Genomic DNA, 17,338 nt, shown 5'->3' with positions numbered 1-17,338 from the left:
GGCTCCCTTCGAAACGCTGTGCCGGCAAAGGGCCACAGCTCAATCGCAATGTCAGTACGCAACGGCGCGGCCGCCTGTTTCCGTAGGAACAAGATCACCCCCGTGGATCTTCCCCCCCGGACGGCACGCGCGGCCGCCCCGGCGATCTTCACCACGGAGCGGGCACTCGCGGCGCCCCGATGGAGATCACGCCTTGCCCTTCGAGCCTATCGAACCGGCGGGCCGCACCTATTGACGTCAGGGTGAACGGCGGGCGTGTGCGCCCTATGCCACCCAAAACGACCCTTGCCCGATCGTTTCTCTGGCTAACCCCCCGGCGGAGTGAACTCGCGGGGGAGCGGAAGGCCACCCGGAGGCGCGTCGCGGCACGCCGGTCCCGGCCCGTTCACAAGGAGATACGGCGCGTCCGGTGCCCCGGTGCTCGACCCTGGGAGGGGGCGGACTACAGTGATTGCGCGGTTGACAAGCCGAAGGTGCGGTCCTGATCGGGGCGCTGTTCCGATGCCGGGGGGCACCGCCCGGTCCGTGCGCGGTCGCGTGCGTGATCTTCTCATGCCTAGTTGGACGTGGACCCGATTGTGACGGTGCTCAGTAACAAGCCCGGCGTCGATCTCGCCGATGAGATTCCGGCCGCCCTCCCGGCGCAGCCGGAGCAGGCGGCCGGACGCCGCCCGCTGACCGCGCTGGTGCGCGCGTACGTCGCGCTGACCAAGCCGCGCGTCATCGAGCTGCTCCTGATCACGACGCTGCCGGCGATGTTCCTGGCCGCGGGGGGCGCACCGCCGCTCGGCACCGCGCTGTGGACGCTGGCCTTCGGCACGATGTCGGCGGGCGCCGCCAACGCGATCAACTGCTACATCGACCGCGACATCGACGCCAAGATGCGCCGCACCCGCCGCCGCCCGCTGGCCCGCGCGCAGGTCTCGCCGGCCGAGGCGCTGGTGTTCGGCATCACGCTCGCGGTCGCGTCCACGGTGGGCTTCGCCCTCGCGGTGAACGCCTTCGCGGCGGCCCTGTCGGCCTTCGCGATCCTGTTCTACATCTTCGTCTACTCGCTGCTGCTGAAGCGGCGGACCTCGCAGAACGTCGTCTGGGGCGGCATCGCGGGCTGCATGCCGGTGCTGATCGGCTGGGCCGCGATCACCCACAGCCTGTCGGTGACCCCGTTCGTGATGTTCGGCGTGGTGTTCCTCTGGACGCCGCCCCACACCTGGACGCTGGCCATGCGCTACCGCGAGGACTACGCGGTCGCCAACGTGCCGATGCTGCCGGTGGTCGCGACCGAGAAGCGCGTGGTCGTGGAGAGCCTGATCTACACCTGGGCCACCGTCGCCTGCTCGCTGGTCCTGTGGCCGGTGGCCGGGATGGGGCCGGTGTACGGCGCGGTCGCGGTCGTGCTCGGCGCGGTGTTCCTGCTCGAGGGGCACAGGCTGCTGCGGGCGGTGCGCGCCGGGGTCACCGGGGTGCACCTGCGCCCGATGCGCTTCTTCCACCTCTCGAACGTGTATCTGGCGTTGCTGTTCACCGCGGTCGCGATCGACCCGATGATCTTCTGATTCTTTCGCCCTGATCCCTTCGAGTTTGTCCGGATCTGGTTGCCCGCCTGGGCGGCTCCCGCCTTAACGAGCCTCTGACGGTCCGGTTACGCTCACGGCATGGCACGCGTTGATCCGAAAGCGGTGCTCGAGGGGCGTATGCCCGGGCGCCCGGCGATCGGCCTGATCTTCGGCTTGATCGTCTGCTCGCTGTGCGCCCTGCTGGCGCTCGGCGTGGACGCCGTCTTCGGCGGCGCCGGGTTCTGGGTCGGCCTGATCCTGGCCATCCTGCCCATCCCGCTGCTGGTCGCGCTCGTGCTGACGCTGGACCGGCTGGAGCCCGAGCCGCCGCGCGCGCTGATCTTCTCCTTCATGTGGGGCGCCGGGGTGGCGGTCCTCGGCGCGCTGGTGCTGAACACGCTCGGCCTGCTGTACGTGACCGTGCCGATCTTCGGCGAGACCGAGGGCCACTTCGTCAGCGCCACCTTCGGGGCGCCGCTGATCGAGGAGTCGCTCAAGGGCTCGGTCCTGTTCGTGCTGCTGTGGAAGCGCCGCAACGAGATCGACGGCTTCGCCGACGGCATCATCTACGCGAGCATGGTCGGACTCGGCTTCGCGATGATGGAGAACATCACCTACTACATGCGGGCCTTCGAGGACGGCGGCGCGCAGCAGCTCCAGGCCGTCTTCATCCTGCGCGGGGTGATCGCCCCGCTCAGCCACCCGCTCTTCACCTCCATGACGGGCCTCGGCGTCGCCTACGCGGCCACCCACCGCGGCAAGCAGGTCATCGCGCCGCTGCTCGGCCTGCTGGGCGCCATGCTCCTGCACGGGCTCTGGAACGGCGCCACCACGTTCGGCATGGGCGGCCTGCTGATCGTCTACGCGCTGGACTTCTGCGTGCTGATCGTCCTGATCACCATCGTGGTCCTGGAGCGTCGCCAGACGGTCAAACGCATCGAGGCCTACCTTCCGCAGTACGAGAGCACGGGCCTGGTGACGCCGCAGGACATCCAGATGCTGCGCAGCCTGCACTCCAGACGGGCGGCCCGCCGCTGGGCCAAGTCGGTCGGCGGGCCCACCGCGGGCAAGGCGATGTTGGACTACCAGCTGGCCGCCACGGAGCTGACGCTGCTGCACAAGCGGGCCGAACGCGGGAACGCCGATCAGCGGTGGTTCGTGGCCCGGCGCGACTCGCTGCTGTCGCTCATGGGCATGGCACGGCAGGCGTTCCTGCGCACCCCGCCCCGGATGGCGCCCGCCGCGGGGCCGCCCTGGGCCCCGCAGGGCCCCTCGGGCTTCATGCCGCCGCCCGCCCAGCCCGGCCCGCCCGGGCCGCCGCTCGGTCCGCCCCTGGGCCCGCCGCCGGGGCCGCCGTACCGGGTCTGAGCCTTGTGAGACACGTGACCCGGGGTCGGGTCAAGGTCGCGGACGGGCGGCCATACGATGAATTCCGTGGCTGAGCGATCCGATGCTGTCTCCTCCCGTTCCTCGTGGGGTAACCCGCTGACCCGAGCCTGGGGCGCCGTCTGGCATCCCACGCCCGGCTCGATGCGGCTGCTGGCCCTGCTCGGGGTGATCGGGAACGCGGGCATCATCGGCACCGGGGGAGCGGTCCGGGTCACCAAGTCCGGCCTCGGCTGCCCCGACTGGCCCAAGTGCACGGGCACCAGCCTCGTCCCGACCTCCAACCCCGACCACCACGCGGTCAACATGGCGATCGAGTTCGGCAACCGCATGCTGACCTTCCTCGTCCTGGCCATCGGCGTGCTGGTCTTCGTGGCCGCGCTGCGGCTCCGGCCGCGCCGCAAGGACCTGGTGCTGCTCGCCCTGGCCCAGCCGATGAGCGTGGTCGCCCAGGCCGTCGTCGGCGGCATCGTGGTCCTCACCGACCTGCACCCGGCCGCGGTCGGCCTGCACTTCCTGATCTCGCCCGCGCTGCTGATCTTCTGTGTGGCGCTGTGGGTCCGCGCCGGGGAGGGCGACGAGGCGCCGCGCCCCCTGGTCGGGCCGGGGCTTCGGCGGATGGCGTTCGCCCTGTGCGGGGCCGCCGGGATCGTGCTCATCGCCGGGACGGTCGTCACCGGCACCGGCCCGCACGCCGGGGACGACAAGGCCCACCGCTGGGGCTTCGTGATCGAGGACGTGGCCAAGGTGCACGCCGGGCTCGCCTGGATCACCGTGGCGCTCACCGTGACCCTGCTGATCATGGCGCACCGCTCCGGGGCACCGGCGGCGCTGCGGCGGCGCGTGCTGGAGCTGTTCGTGCTGGAGCTGGCCCAGGGCATGATCGGTTACATCCAGTACTTCACCGGCGTGCCCGCCACGCTGGTCGTGATGCACATGCTCGGTGCGGCCCTGATGTGGATCGCCGCGCTGCGGGTGGTGTTCGCCACCCGTGACCGCGGCCAGGTCCCGGCGGCCGAGCCGGTCACCGTCGTCCGCGAGGCGCCGCAGCCCGCCTGACCTCGGGCTTCTATGATCGTCATGTGACCTACCGTGACCGGGATCGCACCCATCGTCGCCGGGTCTGGCGGCGCGCGCGGTGGATCGGCACGATCGCGGTCCTGCTCGCGGCGGTCTGGTGGGCCACGGGCGACGGCCCGCTGCGCCACCTGGTGAAGCCCGCGTCGCATCTGTGGTCGGCCACGCCGTCGGCCTCCCCGACGCCCGAGCCGTCGCCCGCCGGGGGCTCACCGTCGGCGTCACCGTCTCCCTCGGCCGCCGCTTCGGCGCCCGCCTCCGCGTACGCGACCGTGACACCGCCGACGGCCGCCAGCGGGTTCCCGCCCGCGCCCGCCACGGCCAAGAGCGAGCTCGCGACCCTGGTGGAGGCGCGCAACCGCGACTCCGAGCACTACCAGCGCGGCGCGTTCGGCCCCGGCTGGTCGGGGGAGGGCCACTATCCGAAGCTCCCGGGCGGCTGCGAGGCGCGCGACGAGGTCCTGCGGCGCGACCTGACCGGAGTGAAGGCCGGGGACCGCAACCGCTGCATCATCTTCTCCGGGACGCTCACCGACCCCTTCACCGGGGCCGTTCACCCCTACTCGCGCTACAAGCCGTCGCAGATCCAGATCGATCACGTCGTGGCGCTCGGCGCGGCCTGGCGTTCGGGCGCCTCCACCTGGACCCAGGAACGGCGGGTCCAGTTCGCCAATGACATCGACGACATGCTCGCGGTCGACAAGCGGGCGAACCAGGACAAGAGCAGCAAAACCCCAGATCAGTGGAAGCCGCAGCGCTCCTCGTGGTGCTCCTACGCGTCACGCTGGGTAGGGATCAAGAAACGATACGGACTGTCGGTGACGACACAGGAGAAGGCGGCGCTCGGCGAGATGCTCGGCGCCTGCCCAGCCGGCTGACCGCGACACGGGGGTGCGCATGGCCGACAAGGAAACAGGCCCGGACGGGGGCGATCTCGCCGCGTCGATCGCGAGCGGGTACGCCTTCGACGGGCCGGTGCTGGAGGTCGGCGCGCTGGTCGTCGACGGCCAGGGCCGCCCGGACGCCAAGGTCCGCATCCCGCTGCGGATGCTGAACCGGCACGGGCTGGTCGCCGGCGCGACCGGCACGGGCAAGACCGTGACCCTGCAGGTGCTGGCCGAGCAACTGTCCGCGCAGGGCGTCCCGGTCTTCCTGGCCGACATCAAGGGCGACCTGACCGGCATGGCCTCACCGGGTGAGGCGGGCGACAAGGTCAAGGAGCGGGCGGCCTCGGTCGGTGCCGACTGGGCCGCGGCGGGCTGCCCCACCGAGTTCTTCGCGCTGGGCGGCGAGGGCGAGGGCGTCCCGCTGCGCGCCACCGTCACCGACTTCGGCCCGACGCTGCTCTCCAAGGTCCTGGACCTGAACCAGACCCAGGAGTCCTCGCTCGGCCTGATCTTCCACTACGCCGACACGGCCGGGCTGCCCCTGCTGGACCTCAAGGACCTGCGCGCGGTGATCCAGTTCCTCACCAGCGCCGAGGGGGCCGAGGAGCTCAAGGGCGTGGGCGGCCTGTCCAAGGCCACCGCCGGGGTGATCCTGCGCAACGTGGTCAACCTGGAGGCGCAGGGCGCGGACCAGTTCTTCGGCGAGCCGCAGTTCGATCCGGCCGACCTGCTGCGCACGACGATCCAGGACGGCCGGGGCGTGGTCTCGATCCTGGAGCTGCCACGGCTGCAGGACCGCCCGGCGCTGTTCTCCACGTTCCTGATGTGGCTGCTGGCCGAACTGTTCCAGGAGATGCCCGAGGTCGGCGACGCCGACCGGCCCAAGCTGGTCTTCTTCTTCGACGAGGCGCACCTGCTCTTCAAGGACGCCTCCAAGGCGTTCCTCAGCGCCGTCACCCAGACCGTGCGGCTGATCCGCTCCAAGGGCATCGGCGTCTTCTTCGTCACCCAGACGCCCAAGGACGTGCCCGAGGACGTTCTCGGGCAGCTCGGCGCGCGCATCCAGCACGCGCTGCGCGCCTTCACCCCGAACGACGCCAAGGCGCTCAAGGCGACCGTCTCGACCTTCCCGTACTCCGAGTACGACCTGGAAGAGGTGCTGACCCAGCTCAGCATCGGCGAGGCCGTGGTCACGGTGCTGTCGGACAAGGGCGCCCCGACCCCGGTGGCCTGGACGCGGCTGCGCCCGCCGCAGTCGCGGATGGGCCCGTCCGACCCGGCGCTCGTCCAGCAGATCATCACCGGGTCGCAGCTGAACGGGAAGTACGGCCAGGCCGTGGACCGCGAGTCGGCGTACGAGATCCTGGCCGCCCGCATGGCCGAGCCGGAGCCCGAGCCCGCTCCCGCCGCGACGCCCGAGCCGGCGCCCGCACAGCAGGCGCCGACCTACTACGAGCCGCTGCCGCCCTACGACCCGATCCAGGACCCGCTGCCGCCGCCGAGCCGGTCCCGCAAGTCCTCGTCGGGCTCGAGCCGGTCGACCTCGACCCGGTCCCGGCGCTCGACCAAGAGCTCCGAGCCGGACAACATGCTCGAGGACATGCTGCTTTCGGTCGGCACGTCGCTGGGCAACACGCTCGCCAAGAAGATCGAACGCGGCCTCTTCGGCACCGCCCGCCGCCGACGCTAGAACGGCACCTGTCCGCTAGGACCGCTTGCGGAGGAAGGCCCGCAGACGGTCCAGCGGCCAGGTGTTGATCACGTCGTCGGGGGTGAGCCAGCCGCGCTGGGCCGTGCCGACGCCGTAGCGGATGTTGCGGTGGTGGCCGAGCGCGTGCGCGTCGGTGTCGATGGAGAACTTCACGCCGAGGCGGCGGGCCCGCCGGATCAGGTCGGCGGGCAGGTCGAGCCGGTCGGGGAACGAGTCGACCTCCAGCGCCGTCCCGGTGCGGGCGGCGGCGCGGAAGACCTCGTCCCAGTCGGCGTCGACGGGGGAGCGCTTGCCGATGAGGCGGGCGGTCGGGTGCCCGATCACGTGGACGTGCGGGTTCTCGCAGGCGCGGACGAAGCGGCGCGTCATCTCGGCCTGCGACTGGGTGAACGCCGAGTGCACCGAGGCGACGCAGACGTCGAACCCGGCGAGGAAGTCGGCGTCCCAGTCGACCTCGCCGTCGGGGTCGATGTTGAGCTCGGTGCCGTGCAGCAGGGTGAGGTCCGGGTACTTGGCCTGCAGTTCGCGGACCTGCTCGCGCTGGGCGAGCATCTTCTCGTCGGTCATCCGCTGCATGAACAGGTTGGGCGCGTGGTCGGTGATCGCGTAGTACTCCAGGCCGCGCTCGGCGGCGGCCGCGACCATCTCCTCCAGCGTCGCCACGCCGTCGGTGAGGTCGGTGTGGCTGTGCAGGTCGCCCCTGAGGTCCTGGGCGGTGACCAGGCGCGGCAGCTCGTTCTTGAGCGCCGCCTCGATCTCGCCGCCGTCCTCGCGCAGCGTCGGCGGGACCCACGGGAGGCCGAGCCGCTCGTAGACCTCCTCCTCGGTCTCGGAGACGATCAGCTCGCCGCTCTCAGCGGAGAACAGGCCGTACTCCGACAGCTTGAGGCCCGCGCGGACCGCGATCTCACGGGTGCGGATGTTGTGGCCCTGCGAGCCGGTGAAGTACTGCAGGGCCGCGCCCCACGACTCGGGCGGCACGACACGCAGGTCGACCTGCAGACCCCGGGTGGTGCGGATCGAGGTCTTCTTGTCGCCGCTCGCGATCACATCGGTGACGAACGGGAGCGCGGTGAACGCCTCCATGATCGGCCTGGGCTCGGTAGAGGCGGCCAGGATGTCGACGTCGCCGATGGTCTCGCGCATCCGGCGCAGCGACCCTGCGTGGGTGCAGCGCTCGGCCAGCGGGGAGAGCGCCGCGACGATCTCCTCGGCCAGGTCGGCGGCCACATCGATCAGCACCCGCTCGCCGGCCTGCCGCATCAGGTCGATGCCGTGCAGGATGTTGTCCTCGGTCTTGGCGCCGAAGCCCTTGAGCCCGCGCAGCCGGCCCTCCTTGATCGCCTCGGCGAGCTCGGGGACCGAGGAGATGCCGAGCTCCTCGTAGACCGCGAGGGCCTTCTTGGGTCCGAGCGTCGGGATCGCCGTGAGGGCACGTACCCCGGCGGGGATCTGCGCCCGCAGGTCCTCGACCTGGCGGATGGTGCCGGTCGCGTTGTAGTCCAGGACCTTCTTGGCGATCGCCTCGCCCACCGCAGGGATCTTGCGGAGCCCGGCCAGGTCCATCCCCGAGATGTCGTCGGGATGGCCCGCGATCGCCCGCGCGGCCTTCTCGTACGCACGGATCTTGAACCCGTCGCCGCCGGTGATCGAGAGCAGGTCCGCCAGCTCCTGGATGAGGTCCGCCGCCTCGTCGTTCGCCCTAGCCATGCGGGCAATCCTACGGATCGCCGGTGACACTCCGGCGAGGCGGCGACCGCGACCTGACCGGGCTGGCGCAGCGGCGCGACCGGGCTAGCGCAGCGGCGCGACCGGGCCGTCCGGCCGCTCCATGCGGGCCTCGACGACCTCCTCGACGATCGCGGCGATCTCGTCCTCGGGCAGCCTGCGGTAGCCGTCGGCGGTCACGACCGAGATCGTCGGGAAAAGGCGGCGGGTCAGGTCGGGCCCGCCGGTGGCCGAATCGTCGTCGGCCGCGTCGTACAGCGCCTGCACGCAGACCGCGGCGGCCTCCCGCTCGGACAGGTCGCGCCGGTAGAGCTTCTTGAGCGCGCCCTGGGCGTACGGGGAGCCCGAGCCGTCGGCGTGGTAGTCGCGGGCCTCCTGCGGCACGCCGATGATGTCGTAGGTGTAGATCCGGCCCGTGCCGGTCTCGGTGTCGAACCCGGCGAAGAGCGGCACGACGGCGAGACCCTGCAGTGCCTGCGCGAGGTTGGCCTGGATGACGGCGCCCAGGCGGCGCGCCTGCCCCTGCAGGGACAGGGTGACCGTCTCCATCTTCTCGTAGTGCTCCAGCTCGACCTGGAACAGCCGGACCATGTCCAGCGCCAGCCCGACCGTTCCGGCGAACGCGACGACCGAGTGCTCGCCCGCCTGCTGCACCTTCTGCAGCTCGCGGTAGGCGATCTCGTTGCCCCGGGTGGCGCGCCGGTCACCGGCCATCATCACGCCGCCGGGGAACGTCAGCGCCAGGATCGTCGTGCCGTGCGGCAGCTCCAGGGAGGAGCGATCGCGGGGGTTGCGGTTCACCGGGAGCAGCTCGGGCGACCTGGCCTTCAGGAAGTCCACGAACGAGGGCGACCCCGCCACGAAGAACTCGGGCGGCAGACCCTCATCTTCACTCCAGGCGGTCACGGCGTCCCCTCCTCGGATTCGTCCTTGCAGAGATCCTTGCACGCTACCCGAGCGCCACGCCACCGAGACGGGCCCGGCCACGGTGCGTCGCGAACCTGGCTACGCAACGCTACGCAACCGACCGGTATTACCGGGTTTCAAGATCGTTTAGGACATGAATCGTTAATGATCTTGGAATCTCCGAAACCGGCGCGAGCTGGGCTTCTTGATCATTAAAAAATCGGTCGTCTTGCACGTCTTGCGCCGAAAATCCCGCCGTTCTCATGATCGAAATTGTCAACACGGGCCGGAGACCCCGGGCCGGAGAGGAGACACCATGACCCGTCTCGCCGATCGCATCATCACGCGGCTGGCCGGAAAGGCCACCGCCGACGCCAGCTGCAGCCGCGCCCTGAGCTGCAAGAGCGGCAAGCTCTGCTGGTGGCAGTGCTGCAGCGACGGCGGCGGCTGCCAGTGGGTCGGCTGCACGACCAAGAAGTGCTGACGACCTCCTGAAGGTTGACGCCGTTCGTGGACGGCGGCGGCACGCGCCGCCGCCGTCCGCCCCGGGGAGGCTGATCGTGGAATACCTGTCCGTCGGATGCGCCAGCCTGCTGGCCCTGGTCTTCGCCGTGTCGGCGATCTCGAAGACGCGGGACCTGGACGGCTTTGTCGCGTCCATGCCCGACCTCTTGCCGCGCCTGTCCGGCGGGACGGCGGCGCGGCCGGTGGGCCTGCTGGTGGTCGCCCTGGAGGCGATCGCGGCCGTCCTGCTGGTGGTGCCGGCGACCGCGCCGTACGGCTTCGGGCTCGCCTTCCTGATGCTCGCGGCGTTCACGGTGGCGATCGCCGCCGCGATCCGGCGGGGGAGACGCGCCCCCTGCCGGTGCTTCGGAGCCTCGGCCGCCCCGCTCGGCGTCCGCCATCTGGGCCGCAACGCGGTGCTGCTCGCGGCCGCCGCGCTCGGGGCGTTCCCGGCCGGGTCCCCGGGGGCCGCGGCCGGTGTGGCGGTGGCCGTGGCGGCGGGCGCGGTCGGCGCCATCCTCATCGTCTCGCTCGATCCCCTCGCCGACCTGTTCATGGAGAGCCCCTGATGCCGTACCTGACCGCGGCCGTCGTCCTGATCGGCCTGCTGAGCGTTCTGAACCTCGCGCTCACCGTCGCGCTCGCCAAGCGCCTGGCGGCCCGCCCGGCCGCGCCGGCCCCCGACCACGGGCCGCCGACGGTGCTGCAGGCGGGCATGCGGCCGGCCGCGGCGACGGCGGTGACGACCAAGGACGAGCCGGTGTCCACCGCGGAGCTCACGGGCCTGGTCGGCTTCTTCTCCGCGGACTGCGACCCATGCCACCGGATCCTGCCCGAGTTCGCCGAGCGCGCCCGCGAGCTCGGCCGCGACAACGTCCTGGCGGTGATCGGCACGGCCGGGCCCGGCTACACCGACCAGGTGCTCCTGGACGCCCTGCTGCCGGTCGCCCGGGTCGTGGTGGAGGACTTCGAGGGCGCCCTGTCGGAGGCCTTCAAGAACGACCACACCCCGGCGCTGTACGTGCTGAACGGCGATCACATGATCACCGCGACCGGCGCGCGACCCGAGATGCTGCCCCGGGAAGCCTTCGCGTGACGGGGCGGGCGCGCGGGCGTGACCTCGGCCCCCGGGCCTTCGCCACCGCCGGGGCCGAGGCCCTCGCGGTCCTGGTCCGCGCCGCGCCGGTCGGCATCGCCGGATACCTGGTGTTGACGATCGCCGAGTCCGGAGCGCCGATCGCCACCGCCTGGCTCACCAAGCTGGTGATCGACCGGCTCACCGACCCCGGCGGCGGCGCGGTCGCCGGGCTGGCGGTCGCCCTGGCCGCCGCGGGCCTGGGCGCGGCCGTGCTGCCCGCCATCGCCCGCTATCTGCACGCGCAGACGGGCCGTGCCGCCGGGATCGTCGCAACCGACCGCCTGTTCGCGGCGTCGGAGCGCCAGGTCGGGCTGCGCCGGTTCGAGGACCCCGCCTTCCTCGACAGGCTGCGGATGGGCCAGGAGGGCGCGCAGCGGACCGGTGAGCTGCTCGAAGGGGCCGGGGGGCTCGTGCGGGGCGCGCTGGTCCTGGCCGGGTTCGTCGGCTCCCTGCTGTTCATCAGCCCCGCCATGACCGGGCTGGTGCTGCTGGCGGCCGTCCCCGCCCTGGTGGCCGAGCTGATGCTGTCCCGGGCACGGGCGGAGATGGAGTGGGGCAACGAGCAGACCCATCGCCGCGAGTTCTTCTACTCACAGCTCCTCACCGGCGTCGACGCGGCGACCGAGATCCGGCTGTTCGGCATCGGGGCGTTCCTGCGCGGCCGGATGATGGCCGAGCGCCGCCGGGCGAACGAGGCAGAACGCGCGATGGACCGCAGAGAGCTGGCGACACAGGGCGGCCTCACCACCCTCAGCGCCGTCGTGGCCGGGGCCGGGCTGTGGTGGGCCGTCACCGCCGCGCGCAGCGGCGACCTGAGCGTCGGTGACATCGCGATGTTCGTCGCGGCCGTGGCGGGTGTCCAGGCGTCCCTCGACACCCTGGTCACCTCGATCTCCGCGCTGCACGGGAGGCTGCTGTCGTTCACCCACTACGCGGCGGTCGTGCGGGCCGAGCCCGACCTGCCCTCGGTCGCCGATGGCGCGGCGGCCGAGCTGCGCGGCGGCATCGAGCTGCGGGACGTGTGGTTCCGCTACAGCGATGATCACCCCTGGGTGCTGGCCGGGGTGGACCTCACGATCCCGCAGGGCTGCTCGCTGGCGCTCGTCGGCTTGAACGGCGCGGGCAAGAGCACGCTGGTGAAGCTCCTGTGCCGGATGTACGACCCGACCCGCGGGCGGATCCTCTGGGACGGCGTGGACATCCGCGAGATCCCGCCGCAGGAGCTCCGCGCGCGCATCAGCGCGGTGTTCCAGGAGCACATGCACTACGACATGACGGCCGGGGAGAACGTCGGCTTGGGCGACCTGGCCGCGCTCGACGATCCCCGGCGGCTGGAGAAGGCGGCCGAGCAGTCCGGGATCCACGACCGGCTCGCCGCCCTCCCTCGCGGGTACGACACGCTGCTCACCCGCACCTTCTTCACCGAGGCCGACAAGGACGACCCCGACACCGGCGTGGTGCTGTCGGGCGGGCAGTGGCAGCGGCTCGCCCTGGCGCGGGCGTTCGTGCGCGACGGCCGGGACCTGATGATCCTGGACGAGCCCAGCTCCGGCCTGGACCCGGAGGCCGAGCACGAGATCCATGCCAGGATGCGCGAGCACCGCGAGGGTCGCACCAGCCTGCTGATCTCGCACCGGCTGAACACCGTCCGGGAGGCGGACCTCATCGTGGTGCTCCAGGAGGGCCGCGTCACCGAACAGGGGCCGCACGAGGCGCTGCTCGCGTCCGGCGGGGAGTACGCGCGGCTCTTCCGCCTGCAGTCCGCCGGCTACCAGGAGGCTCGATGACCAGGGGAGGCCGGGCCGCGCTGCTGCTCGTCGCGGCCGGCGGGCTGTCGGCACTGTGGATCCGGCGGCGCTACCTGGTGACGACCGTCCGGGGACCGAGCATGCGGCCGACCTTCGGCCCGGGGGACCGGATCCTGGTCCGTCGCACACGCCGGGTCCGCACCGGCCAGGTGGTGATCGTCATCGCCCCGGATCCGCCGGTGGTCGAGCTGACCGGCGACGAGCCGTTCGATCTGGGAGAGCCGCCCGAGGCCGAGCTTCCGGCGGCCGCCCTGCCGTCGCCTTATCTGGTCAAGCGCGCAGCGGCCGTGGCGGGTGAGCGGGTGCCCAAGGAACGGTTCCCGGACCTCCGCACGATCCCCTACGACGTCGTGCCGCCCGGGTCGCTGGTCGTGCTCGGCGACGATCCCGAGACGAGCTGGGACTCCCGCGACTTCGGCTTGATCGGGCCCGAGTCGCTCGTCGGCGTCGCGATCCGCCGCTTGGGGACGTGACCCCGCCGGGCCCCGGGGCTCAGGCGATCAGGCTTCGGGTGTCGCGGGCGGGGTGCGTTCGCCCAGCGTGGCGCCGACGCAGGCCACGATGACGCAGCCGATCGCGATCCACTGCCGCCAGGACAGGATCTCGCCCAGCAGCACCAGGCCGATCAGCGCGGCCACGGCCGGCTCCAGGCTCATCAGGATGCCGAAGACCCGGGTCGACATGCGCCGCAGCGCGTCCAGCTCCAGCGAGTAGGGGATGACCGACGAGAGCAGGCCGACGCCGAGGCCGATGACCAGCAGCTCGGGGCTCAGCAGCGACGATCCGCCCGAGTGCACGCCGATGGGCAGCATCGCCATGGTGCCGACGACGCTGGCGACGGCCAGGCCGCTCGATCCGGCGAACCGCTTGCCGGTGGCCGAGCTGAACAGGATGTAGGCGGCCCAGCAGACGCCCGCCAGCACGGCGAACGCGATGCCGACGATGTCCACTCCGCCGCCGCGTGCCAGCAGGATCACGCCGCCGAACGCCAGCAGCGCCCACACCACGTCCCGGAAGTGCCGGGAGGCCGCGATCGCCACGGCCAGCGGCCCGAGGAACTCGATCGTCACGGCCACGCCCAGCGGGATGCGGGAGAACGACTGGTAGATCGAGAAGTTCATGAGGGCGAGCGTCAGCCCGAACCCGGCGGCGATCGCCAGGTCGCGGCGGGAGGCGCCGCGCAGCACCGTGCGCAGCACCTTGCGGCTGACGAAGGTCAGCACGATCGCGGAGGTGGCCAGCCGCATCAGCACGACCGCGTCCGGGGAGGTGCGGTCGAAGAGGTTCTTGGCCAGTCCCGCGCCGGTCTGGACCGACAGGATGCCGAGCAGGATCAGCGCGGGCGGCGGCACCGCCCCGAGCGAGAGCGTCCGCGCGCGGCGCGTGAGCCCGCCGGTGCCGCTGATCGAACCGGGGGCCTCAGCCAGTGCCACGGATCACTCCCACTTGAAGAAACGGGCGGCCAGGGCCAGGCCGGTGACGGCCCACACCGCGAGGACGATCAGGGGCTTGCCGGGCAGCGCCGTGCCGTGCTGGAGGACTTGGCGGAGCCCGTCGGCGAGCGCGGAGATCGGCAGCAGCTCCAGGGCGCCGCGCACGCCGGAGGGGAACTTGTCGAGCGGGAACACCACGCCGCCGACGGCCAGCAGCAGGATGTAGACCAGGTTGGCGGCGGCCAGCGTCGCCTCGGCGCGCAGCGTGCCCGCCATCAGCAGGCCGAACCCGCTGAACGCGGCCGTGCCGAGCAGGATGAACAGCACCACCGAGAACGGGTTGCCGTGCGGGTGCCAGCCCAGCGCGAGCGCCACCGCCGAGATCACCACGGCCTGCAGGATCTCCACCGCGATCACGGTGAGGGTCTTGGCGCCGATCAGCCCGGCGCGCGGCAGCGGCGTCGCGCCGAGCCGCTTCAGCACGCCGTAGCGGCGCTCGAACCCGGTCCCGATCGCCTGACCGGTGAACGCGGTGGACATCACCGCCAGCGCCAGGATGCCCGGGGTGAGGAAGTCGACCCGCTTGCCGGGGCCGAGGTCCAGCAGCGAGGTGGCGCTGAACAGGACCAGCAGCACCACCGGGATGATCAGCGTGAGCAGCAGCTGCTCGCCGTTGCGCAGCAGGGTCCGCAGCTCGTAGGAGGCCTGCGACACGATCATGCGCGGCAGCGGCACCGCTCCGGGCGCGGGGGTGAGGTCCAGCGCGGGCGCGGCGGCGGACGGGGTCGAGGTCATGAGCGCAGCTCCCGTCCGGTCAGCTCCAGGAAGACGTCCTCGAGCGTGCGCCGCTCGATCCGCAGGTCCTCGGCCAGGACGCCGTGCGAGGCGCACCAGGCGGTCACGGTGGCCAGCAGCTCGGGCCGCACGTCTCCCTCGATCAGGTAGTGGCCGGCGGGCGACTCCTTGGCCGCGCTGCCCGCCGGGAGGGCCGACAGCAGCTCGTCCAGGCCGAGCGCCGGGCGGGCGCGGAAGCGCAGCTGCCGCTCGGCTCCGGTGAGCTCGGCCGGGCTGCCCTCGGCCACGACCCGGCCGTGGTCGACGATCACCACCCGGTCGGCGAGCCGTTCGGCCTCGTCCATGTGGTGGGTGGTGAGCACGACCGAGACGCCGGAGGCGCGCAGCTCCTCGACCAGCTCCCAGGTGGCGTGGCGGGCCTGCGGGTCAAGACCGGTGGTCGGCTCGTCCAGGAAGACCAGCTCGGGCCGCCCGACGAGGGCGATGGCCAGCGAGAGCCGCTGTTGCTGCCCGCCCGACAGGCGCCGGAACGGGGTCCGTGCGTGCTCGGTGAGGCCGAGCCGTTCCAGCAGGGCCCCGGTGTCCAGCGGGGTGGCGTGGAACGAGGCGACCAGCTTCAGGAAGTCGGCGGCCGGCACGGTGCCGGGCACCCCGCCCGACTGTGGCATGACCCCGACGCGGGGCTTCAGCGCGCGGGCGTCGCGGACCGGGTCGAGCCCGAGCACGCGGACCGTGCCGCCGTCGGCGCGGCGGAAGCCCTCGCAGATCTCGATCGTGGTCGTCTTGCCCGCCCCGTTCGGCCCGAGGAGAGCGGTCACGGCGCCCCGTTCGGCACGGAAGGTCAGGCCGTCGACCGCGGTCGTCGTGCCGTAACGCTTCACCAGCGCGTCGAGCTCGACCGCGCCGTCTCCGGGGGGTGCCATGGGCTTGAGTCTAGGTGGGAGGGCCGACAGCCACGCGCGCGGTACGGCGGTAGCAAGCGCGCCGTTCGGTGAAGGCACGGTAAAGGCTCGGGCCCGGCGCGGCAGGGAGTGATGAGCCAGGTCACCCCGCGTGCCAGTTTGGAGGCATGGCTGCTGCTCAACTGCGCGCGCTGCGGTCGCGCATCCGGTCGGTGAAGTCCACCGCGAAGATCACCCGTGCCCAGGAACTGATCGCCTCCGCGCGGATCGCCAAGGCGCAGCAGCGGGTCGCGGCGGCCAAGCCGTACGCCCGGCAGGTCACCGCCGCGGTCTCGGCGCTGATCAGCCACCACGTGCACCTGGATCACCCGCTGCTGAACGAGAAGCCCGACGCCTCGCGGGTGGCGGTGCTGATGATCAGCAGCGACCGCGGCTTCTGCGGCGGCTACAACCACAACGTGATCAAGCAGGCTCAGGCGGTCGGGGAGCTCCTGCGCGAGCAGGGCAGCGAGCCGGTCTTCTACCTGGTCGGCCGCAAGGCCATCGACAACTTCAGGTTCCGCGGCCGGGAGGCGGCGGGGCAGTGGGGCGGCTTCACCGGCCAGCCCGCCTACGAGCACGCGGCCGAGATCGGGGAGACGCTCCTCGAGGCGTTCTGCATGCCGACCTCCGAGGGCGGCGTCGGCGGCGTGCACGTCGTCTACACCGAGTTCGTGTCGATGCTGACCCAGCGGCTGACCGTGCGGCGGATCCTGCCGCTGGAGATCGAGGAGGTCGAGGGCGAGGAGGCCCCCGCGAGCGCCGGGGCGCTGCCGGACTACGAGTTCGAGCCGCGGCCGGACCTGGTGCTGGACGGCCTGCTGAAGCAGTACGTGAACGGCCGCGTCTGGCACATGCTCCTGGAGTCGGCCGCCTCTGAGTGGGCCGCCCGGCGCGCGGCGATGATGGCGGCGACCGAGAACGCCCAGGAGCTCGTGGAGAAGCTCAGCCGGCAGGCCAACGAGGCCCGCCAGGAGCAGATCACCATGGAGCTGAGCGAGATCGTCGCGGGCGCCAACGCGCTGACCGACACGTCGGAGTGAGCCCGCCCGGCGACGCCCGGTGCGACGCCGGCCGCGGGGCCCGGTGACCTGGGTCACAGGTAATGACCTGGTCAAAGATTTGGACATGAGCCGCCAAGTCGATTAAAACCGTCTCCTTAAGGACGAATCAGAACTTGGGGGACGCATGGGGCTGTCGGTCGCCGAGACCCGGAAGCTGAACGAGATCGCCGCGCTGGTCGCCAAGGATGACCCGGACTACAGCCGGCGCATGGCCTCCTTCGGCGGCTACGAGGGCAGCGTGCTCGGGCTTCCGGCGCGCTGGACCCTGGTCCCGGTGATCCTCGCCGGCGCCCTCATGGTGATCGGGTTCTTCGCCGCCACGGTCATCGCCGCCAACAGCGCCGAGGGCTCGGGGGCGGCCGACAAGGCCCCCGCCGCCCGCCTGCACCGCTGACCGCGGGCGC

The 17,338-nt window shown here is 71.9% G+C and carries 17 protein-coding genes; 12 read left to right on the top strand and 5 right to left on the bottom strand.

Features of this window, described 5'->3' with window-relative positions:
* The first annotated feature begins 578 nt into the window (after positions 1-578).
* The 5 genes from J4573_RS23200 (at position 579) to J4573_RS23180 (ending at position 6,596) form a co-directional block, all read left to right on the top strand.
* Positions 579-1,556: a heme o synthase gene (locus tag J4573_RS23200; RefSeq protein ID WP_208257902.1), complete on the top strand. Its 978-nt coding sequence runs from the start codon at positions 579-581 to the stop codon at positions 1,554-1,556.
* A gap of 99 nt (positions 1,557-1,655) precedes the next feature.
* Positions 1,656-2,924, top strand: coding sequence for a PrsW family intramembrane metalloprotease (locus J4573_RS23195; protein ID WP_208257901.1), 1,269 nt, complete (start codon positions 1,656-1,658; stop codon positions 2,922-2,924).
* 57 nt (positions 2,925-2,981) lie between these two features.
* Positions 2,982-4,001, top strand: coding sequence for a COX15/CtaA family protein (locus tag J4573_RS23190; RefSeq protein ID WP_208257900.1), 1,020 nt, complete (start codon positions 2,982-2,984; stop codon positions 3,999-4,001).
* A gap of 23 nt (positions 4,002-4,024) precedes the next feature.
* Positions 4,025-4,897 carry an HNH endonuclease family protein gene (locus J4573_RS56165; RefSeq protein ID WP_208257899.1) on the top strand — a complete coding sequence of 291 codons (873 nt, stop codon included), beginning with the start codon at positions 4,025-4,027 and terminating at the stop codon, positions 4,895-4,897.
* Positions 4,898-4,916: 19 nt separating this feature from the next.
* Complete coding sequence (locus tag J4573_RS23180; protein WP_208257898.1) at positions 4,917-6,596, top strand: helicase HerA-like domain-containing protein; 1,680 nt, start codon at positions 4,917-4,919, stop codon at positions 6,594-6,596.
* A gap of 15 nt (positions 6,597-6,611) precedes the next feature.
* On the opposite strand, the gene polX is transcribed toward J4573_RS23180, so the two are convergent.
* Both polX and prcB read right to left on the bottom strand, forming a co-directional pair.
* Positions 6,612-8,327: a DNA polymerase/3'-5' exonuclease PolX gene (polX, locus tag J4573_RS23175; RefSeq protein ID WP_208257897.1), complete on the bottom strand. Its 1,716-nt coding sequence runs from the start codon at positions 8,325-8,327 to the stop codon at positions 6,612-6,614.
* A gap of 84 nt (positions 8,328-8,411) precedes the next feature.
* Positions 8,412-9,251 (bottom strand): proteasome subunit beta, encoded by an 840-nt coding sequence (gene prcB / locus J4573_RS23170; protein ID WP_208257896.1) that lies wholly within the window; start codon positions 9,249-9,251, stop codon positions 8,412-8,414.
* Positions 9,252-9,567: 316 nt separating this feature from the next.
* Between prcB and J4573_RS23165 the strand changes: the two genes are divergently transcribed.
* The 5 genes from J4573_RS23165 (at position 9,568) to J4573_RS23150 (ending at position 13,174) form a co-directional block, all read left to right on the top strand.
* Positions 9,568-9,735, top strand: a complete 168-nt coding sequence (locus J4573_RS23165; protein WP_208257895.1) for a hypothetical protein — start codon at positions 9,568-9,570, stop codon at positions 9,733-9,735.
* A 76-nt stretch (positions 9,736-9,811) separates the two neighbouring features.
* Complete coding sequence (locus tag J4573_RS23160) at positions 9,812-10,324, top strand: MauE/DoxX family redox-associated membrane protein (RefSeq protein ID WP_208257894.1); 513 nt, start codon at positions 9,812-9,814, stop codon at positions 10,322-10,324.
* Positions 10,324-10,851 (top strand): TlpA disulfide reductase family protein, encoded by a 528-nt coding sequence (locus J4573_RS54155; protein ID WP_243773426.1) that lies wholly within the window; start codon positions 10,324-10,326, stop codon positions 10,849-10,851. The genes J4573_RS23160 and J4573_RS54155 overlap by 1 nt, the downstream gene beginning before the upstream one ends.
* The gene (locus tag J4573_RS23155) at positions 10,848-12,680 is read left to right on the top strand and encodes an ABC transporter ATP-binding protein (RefSeq protein WP_307796803.1); all 1,833 of its coding nucleotides are present in this window, start codon (positions 10,848-10,850) and stop codon (positions 12,678-12,680) included. The genes J4573_RS54155 and J4573_RS23155 overlap by 4 nt, the downstream gene beginning before the upstream one ends.
* A complete protein-coding gene (locus tag J4573_RS23150) occupies positions 12,677-13,174 on the top strand; it encodes a S26 family signal peptidase (RefSeq protein ID WP_208257892.1) in 498 nt (165 codons plus the stop codon). The genes J4573_RS23155 and J4573_RS23150 overlap by 4 nt, the downstream gene beginning before the upstream one ends.
* A 27-nt stretch (positions 13,175-13,201) precedes the next feature.
* Here the strand turns inward: J4573_RS23150 and J4573_RS23145 are convergent, their stop codons facing one another.
* From J4573_RS23145 to J4573_RS23135, 3 genes are read right to left on the bottom strand one after another with little or no spacing between them, the layout of a single operon-like run.
* A complete protein-coding gene (locus J4573_RS23145) occupies positions 13,202-14,134 on the bottom strand; it encodes an EamA family transporter (RefSeq protein ID WP_208257891.1) in 933 nt (310 codons plus the stop codon).
* A gap of 3 nt (positions 14,135-14,137) precedes the next feature.
* Positions 14,138-14,929 (bottom strand): ABC transporter permease, encoded by a 792-nt coding sequence (locus tag J4573_RS23140; protein ID WP_208257890.1) that lies wholly within the window; start codon positions 14,927-14,929, stop codon positions 14,138-14,140.
* Positions 14,926-15,852 (bottom strand): ABC transporter ATP-binding protein, encoded by a 927-nt coding sequence (locus J4573_RS23135; RefSeq protein ID WP_208257889.1) that lies wholly within the window; start codon positions 15,850-15,852, stop codon positions 14,926-14,928. Before J4573_RS23135 ends, J4573_RS23140 begins: the two co-directional genes overlap by 4 nt.
* Before the next feature lie 146 nt (positions 15,853-15,998).
* On the opposite strand from J4573_RS23135, the gene J4573_RS23130 reads away from it, so the two are divergent.
* Entirely contained in the window at positions 15,999-16,913 is a 915-nt protein-coding gene (locus tag J4573_RS23130) for a F0F1 ATP synthase subunit gamma (RefSeq protein WP_208257888.1), read from the top strand.
* A gap of 145 nt (positions 16,914-17,058) precedes the next feature.
* Positions 17,059-17,328: a DUF3040 domain-containing protein gene (locus J4573_RS23125; RefSeq protein WP_208257887.1), complete on the top strand. Its 270-nt coding sequence runs from the start codon at positions 17,059-17,061 to the stop codon at positions 17,326-17,328.
* Positions 17,329-17,338: the final 10 nt, after the last annotated feature.

Source organism: Actinomadura barringtoniae (assembly GCF_017573505.1).
Lineage (GTDB): Bacteria > Actinomycetota > Actinomycetes > Streptosporangiales > Streptosporangiaceae > Spirillospora > Spirillospora barringtoniae.
The sequence above is the reverse complement of the archived record's forward strand: the minus strand, read 5'-3'. Positions and strand labels throughout refer to the sequence as shown.

What these genes read in the sequence shown, in the direction of transcription:
- J4573_RS23190 (WP_208257900.1), top strand. Translation starts at nt 2,982, where the DNA reads ATGAATTCCGTGGCTGAGCGATCCGATGCTGTCTCCTCCCGTTCCTCG.
- J4573_RS23125 (WP_208257887.1), top strand. Translation starts at nt 17,059, where the DNA reads ATGGGGCTGTCGGTCGCCGAGACCCGGAAGCTGAACGAGATCGCCGCG.
- J4573_RS23165 (WP_208257895.1), top strand. Translation starts at nt 9,568, where the DNA reads ATGACCCGTCTCGCCGATCGCATCATCACGCGGCTGGCCGGAAAGGCC.
- J4573_RS23195 (WP_208257901.1), top strand. Translation starts at nt 1,656, where the DNA reads ATGGCACGCGTTGATCCGAAAGCGGTGCTCGAGGGGCGTATGCCCGGG.
- polX (WP_208257897.1), bottom strand. Translation starts at nt 8,327, where the DNA reads ATGGCTAGGGCGAACGACGAGGCGGCGGACCTCATCCAGGAGCTGGCG.
- J4573_RS23180 (WP_208257898.1), top strand. Translation starts at nt 4,917, where the DNA reads ATGGCCGACAAGGAAACAGGCCCGGACGGGGGCGATCTCGCCGCGTCG.
- J4573_RS23150 (WP_208257892.1), top strand. Translation starts at nt 12,677, where the DNA reads ATGACCAGGGGAGGCCGGGCCGCGCTGCTGCTCGTCGCGGCCGGCGGG.
- J4573_RS54155 (WP_243773426.1), top strand. Translation starts at nt 10,324, where the DNA reads ATGCCGTACCTGACCGCGGCCGTCGTCCTGATCGGCCTGCTGAGCGTT.
- J4573_RS23140 (WP_208257890.1), bottom strand. Translation starts at nt 14,929, where the DNA reads ATGACCTCGACCCCGTCCGCCGCCGCGCCCGCGCTGGACCTCACCCCC.
- J4573_RS23130 (WP_208257888.1), top strand. Translation starts at nt 15,999, where the DNA reads ATGGCTGCTGCTCAACTGCGCGCGCTGCGGTCGCGCATCCGGTCGGTG.
- J4573_RS23135 (WP_208257889.1), bottom strand. Translation starts at nt 15,852, where the DNA reads ATGGCACCCCCCGGAGACGGCGCGGTCGAGCTCGACGCGCTGGTGAAG.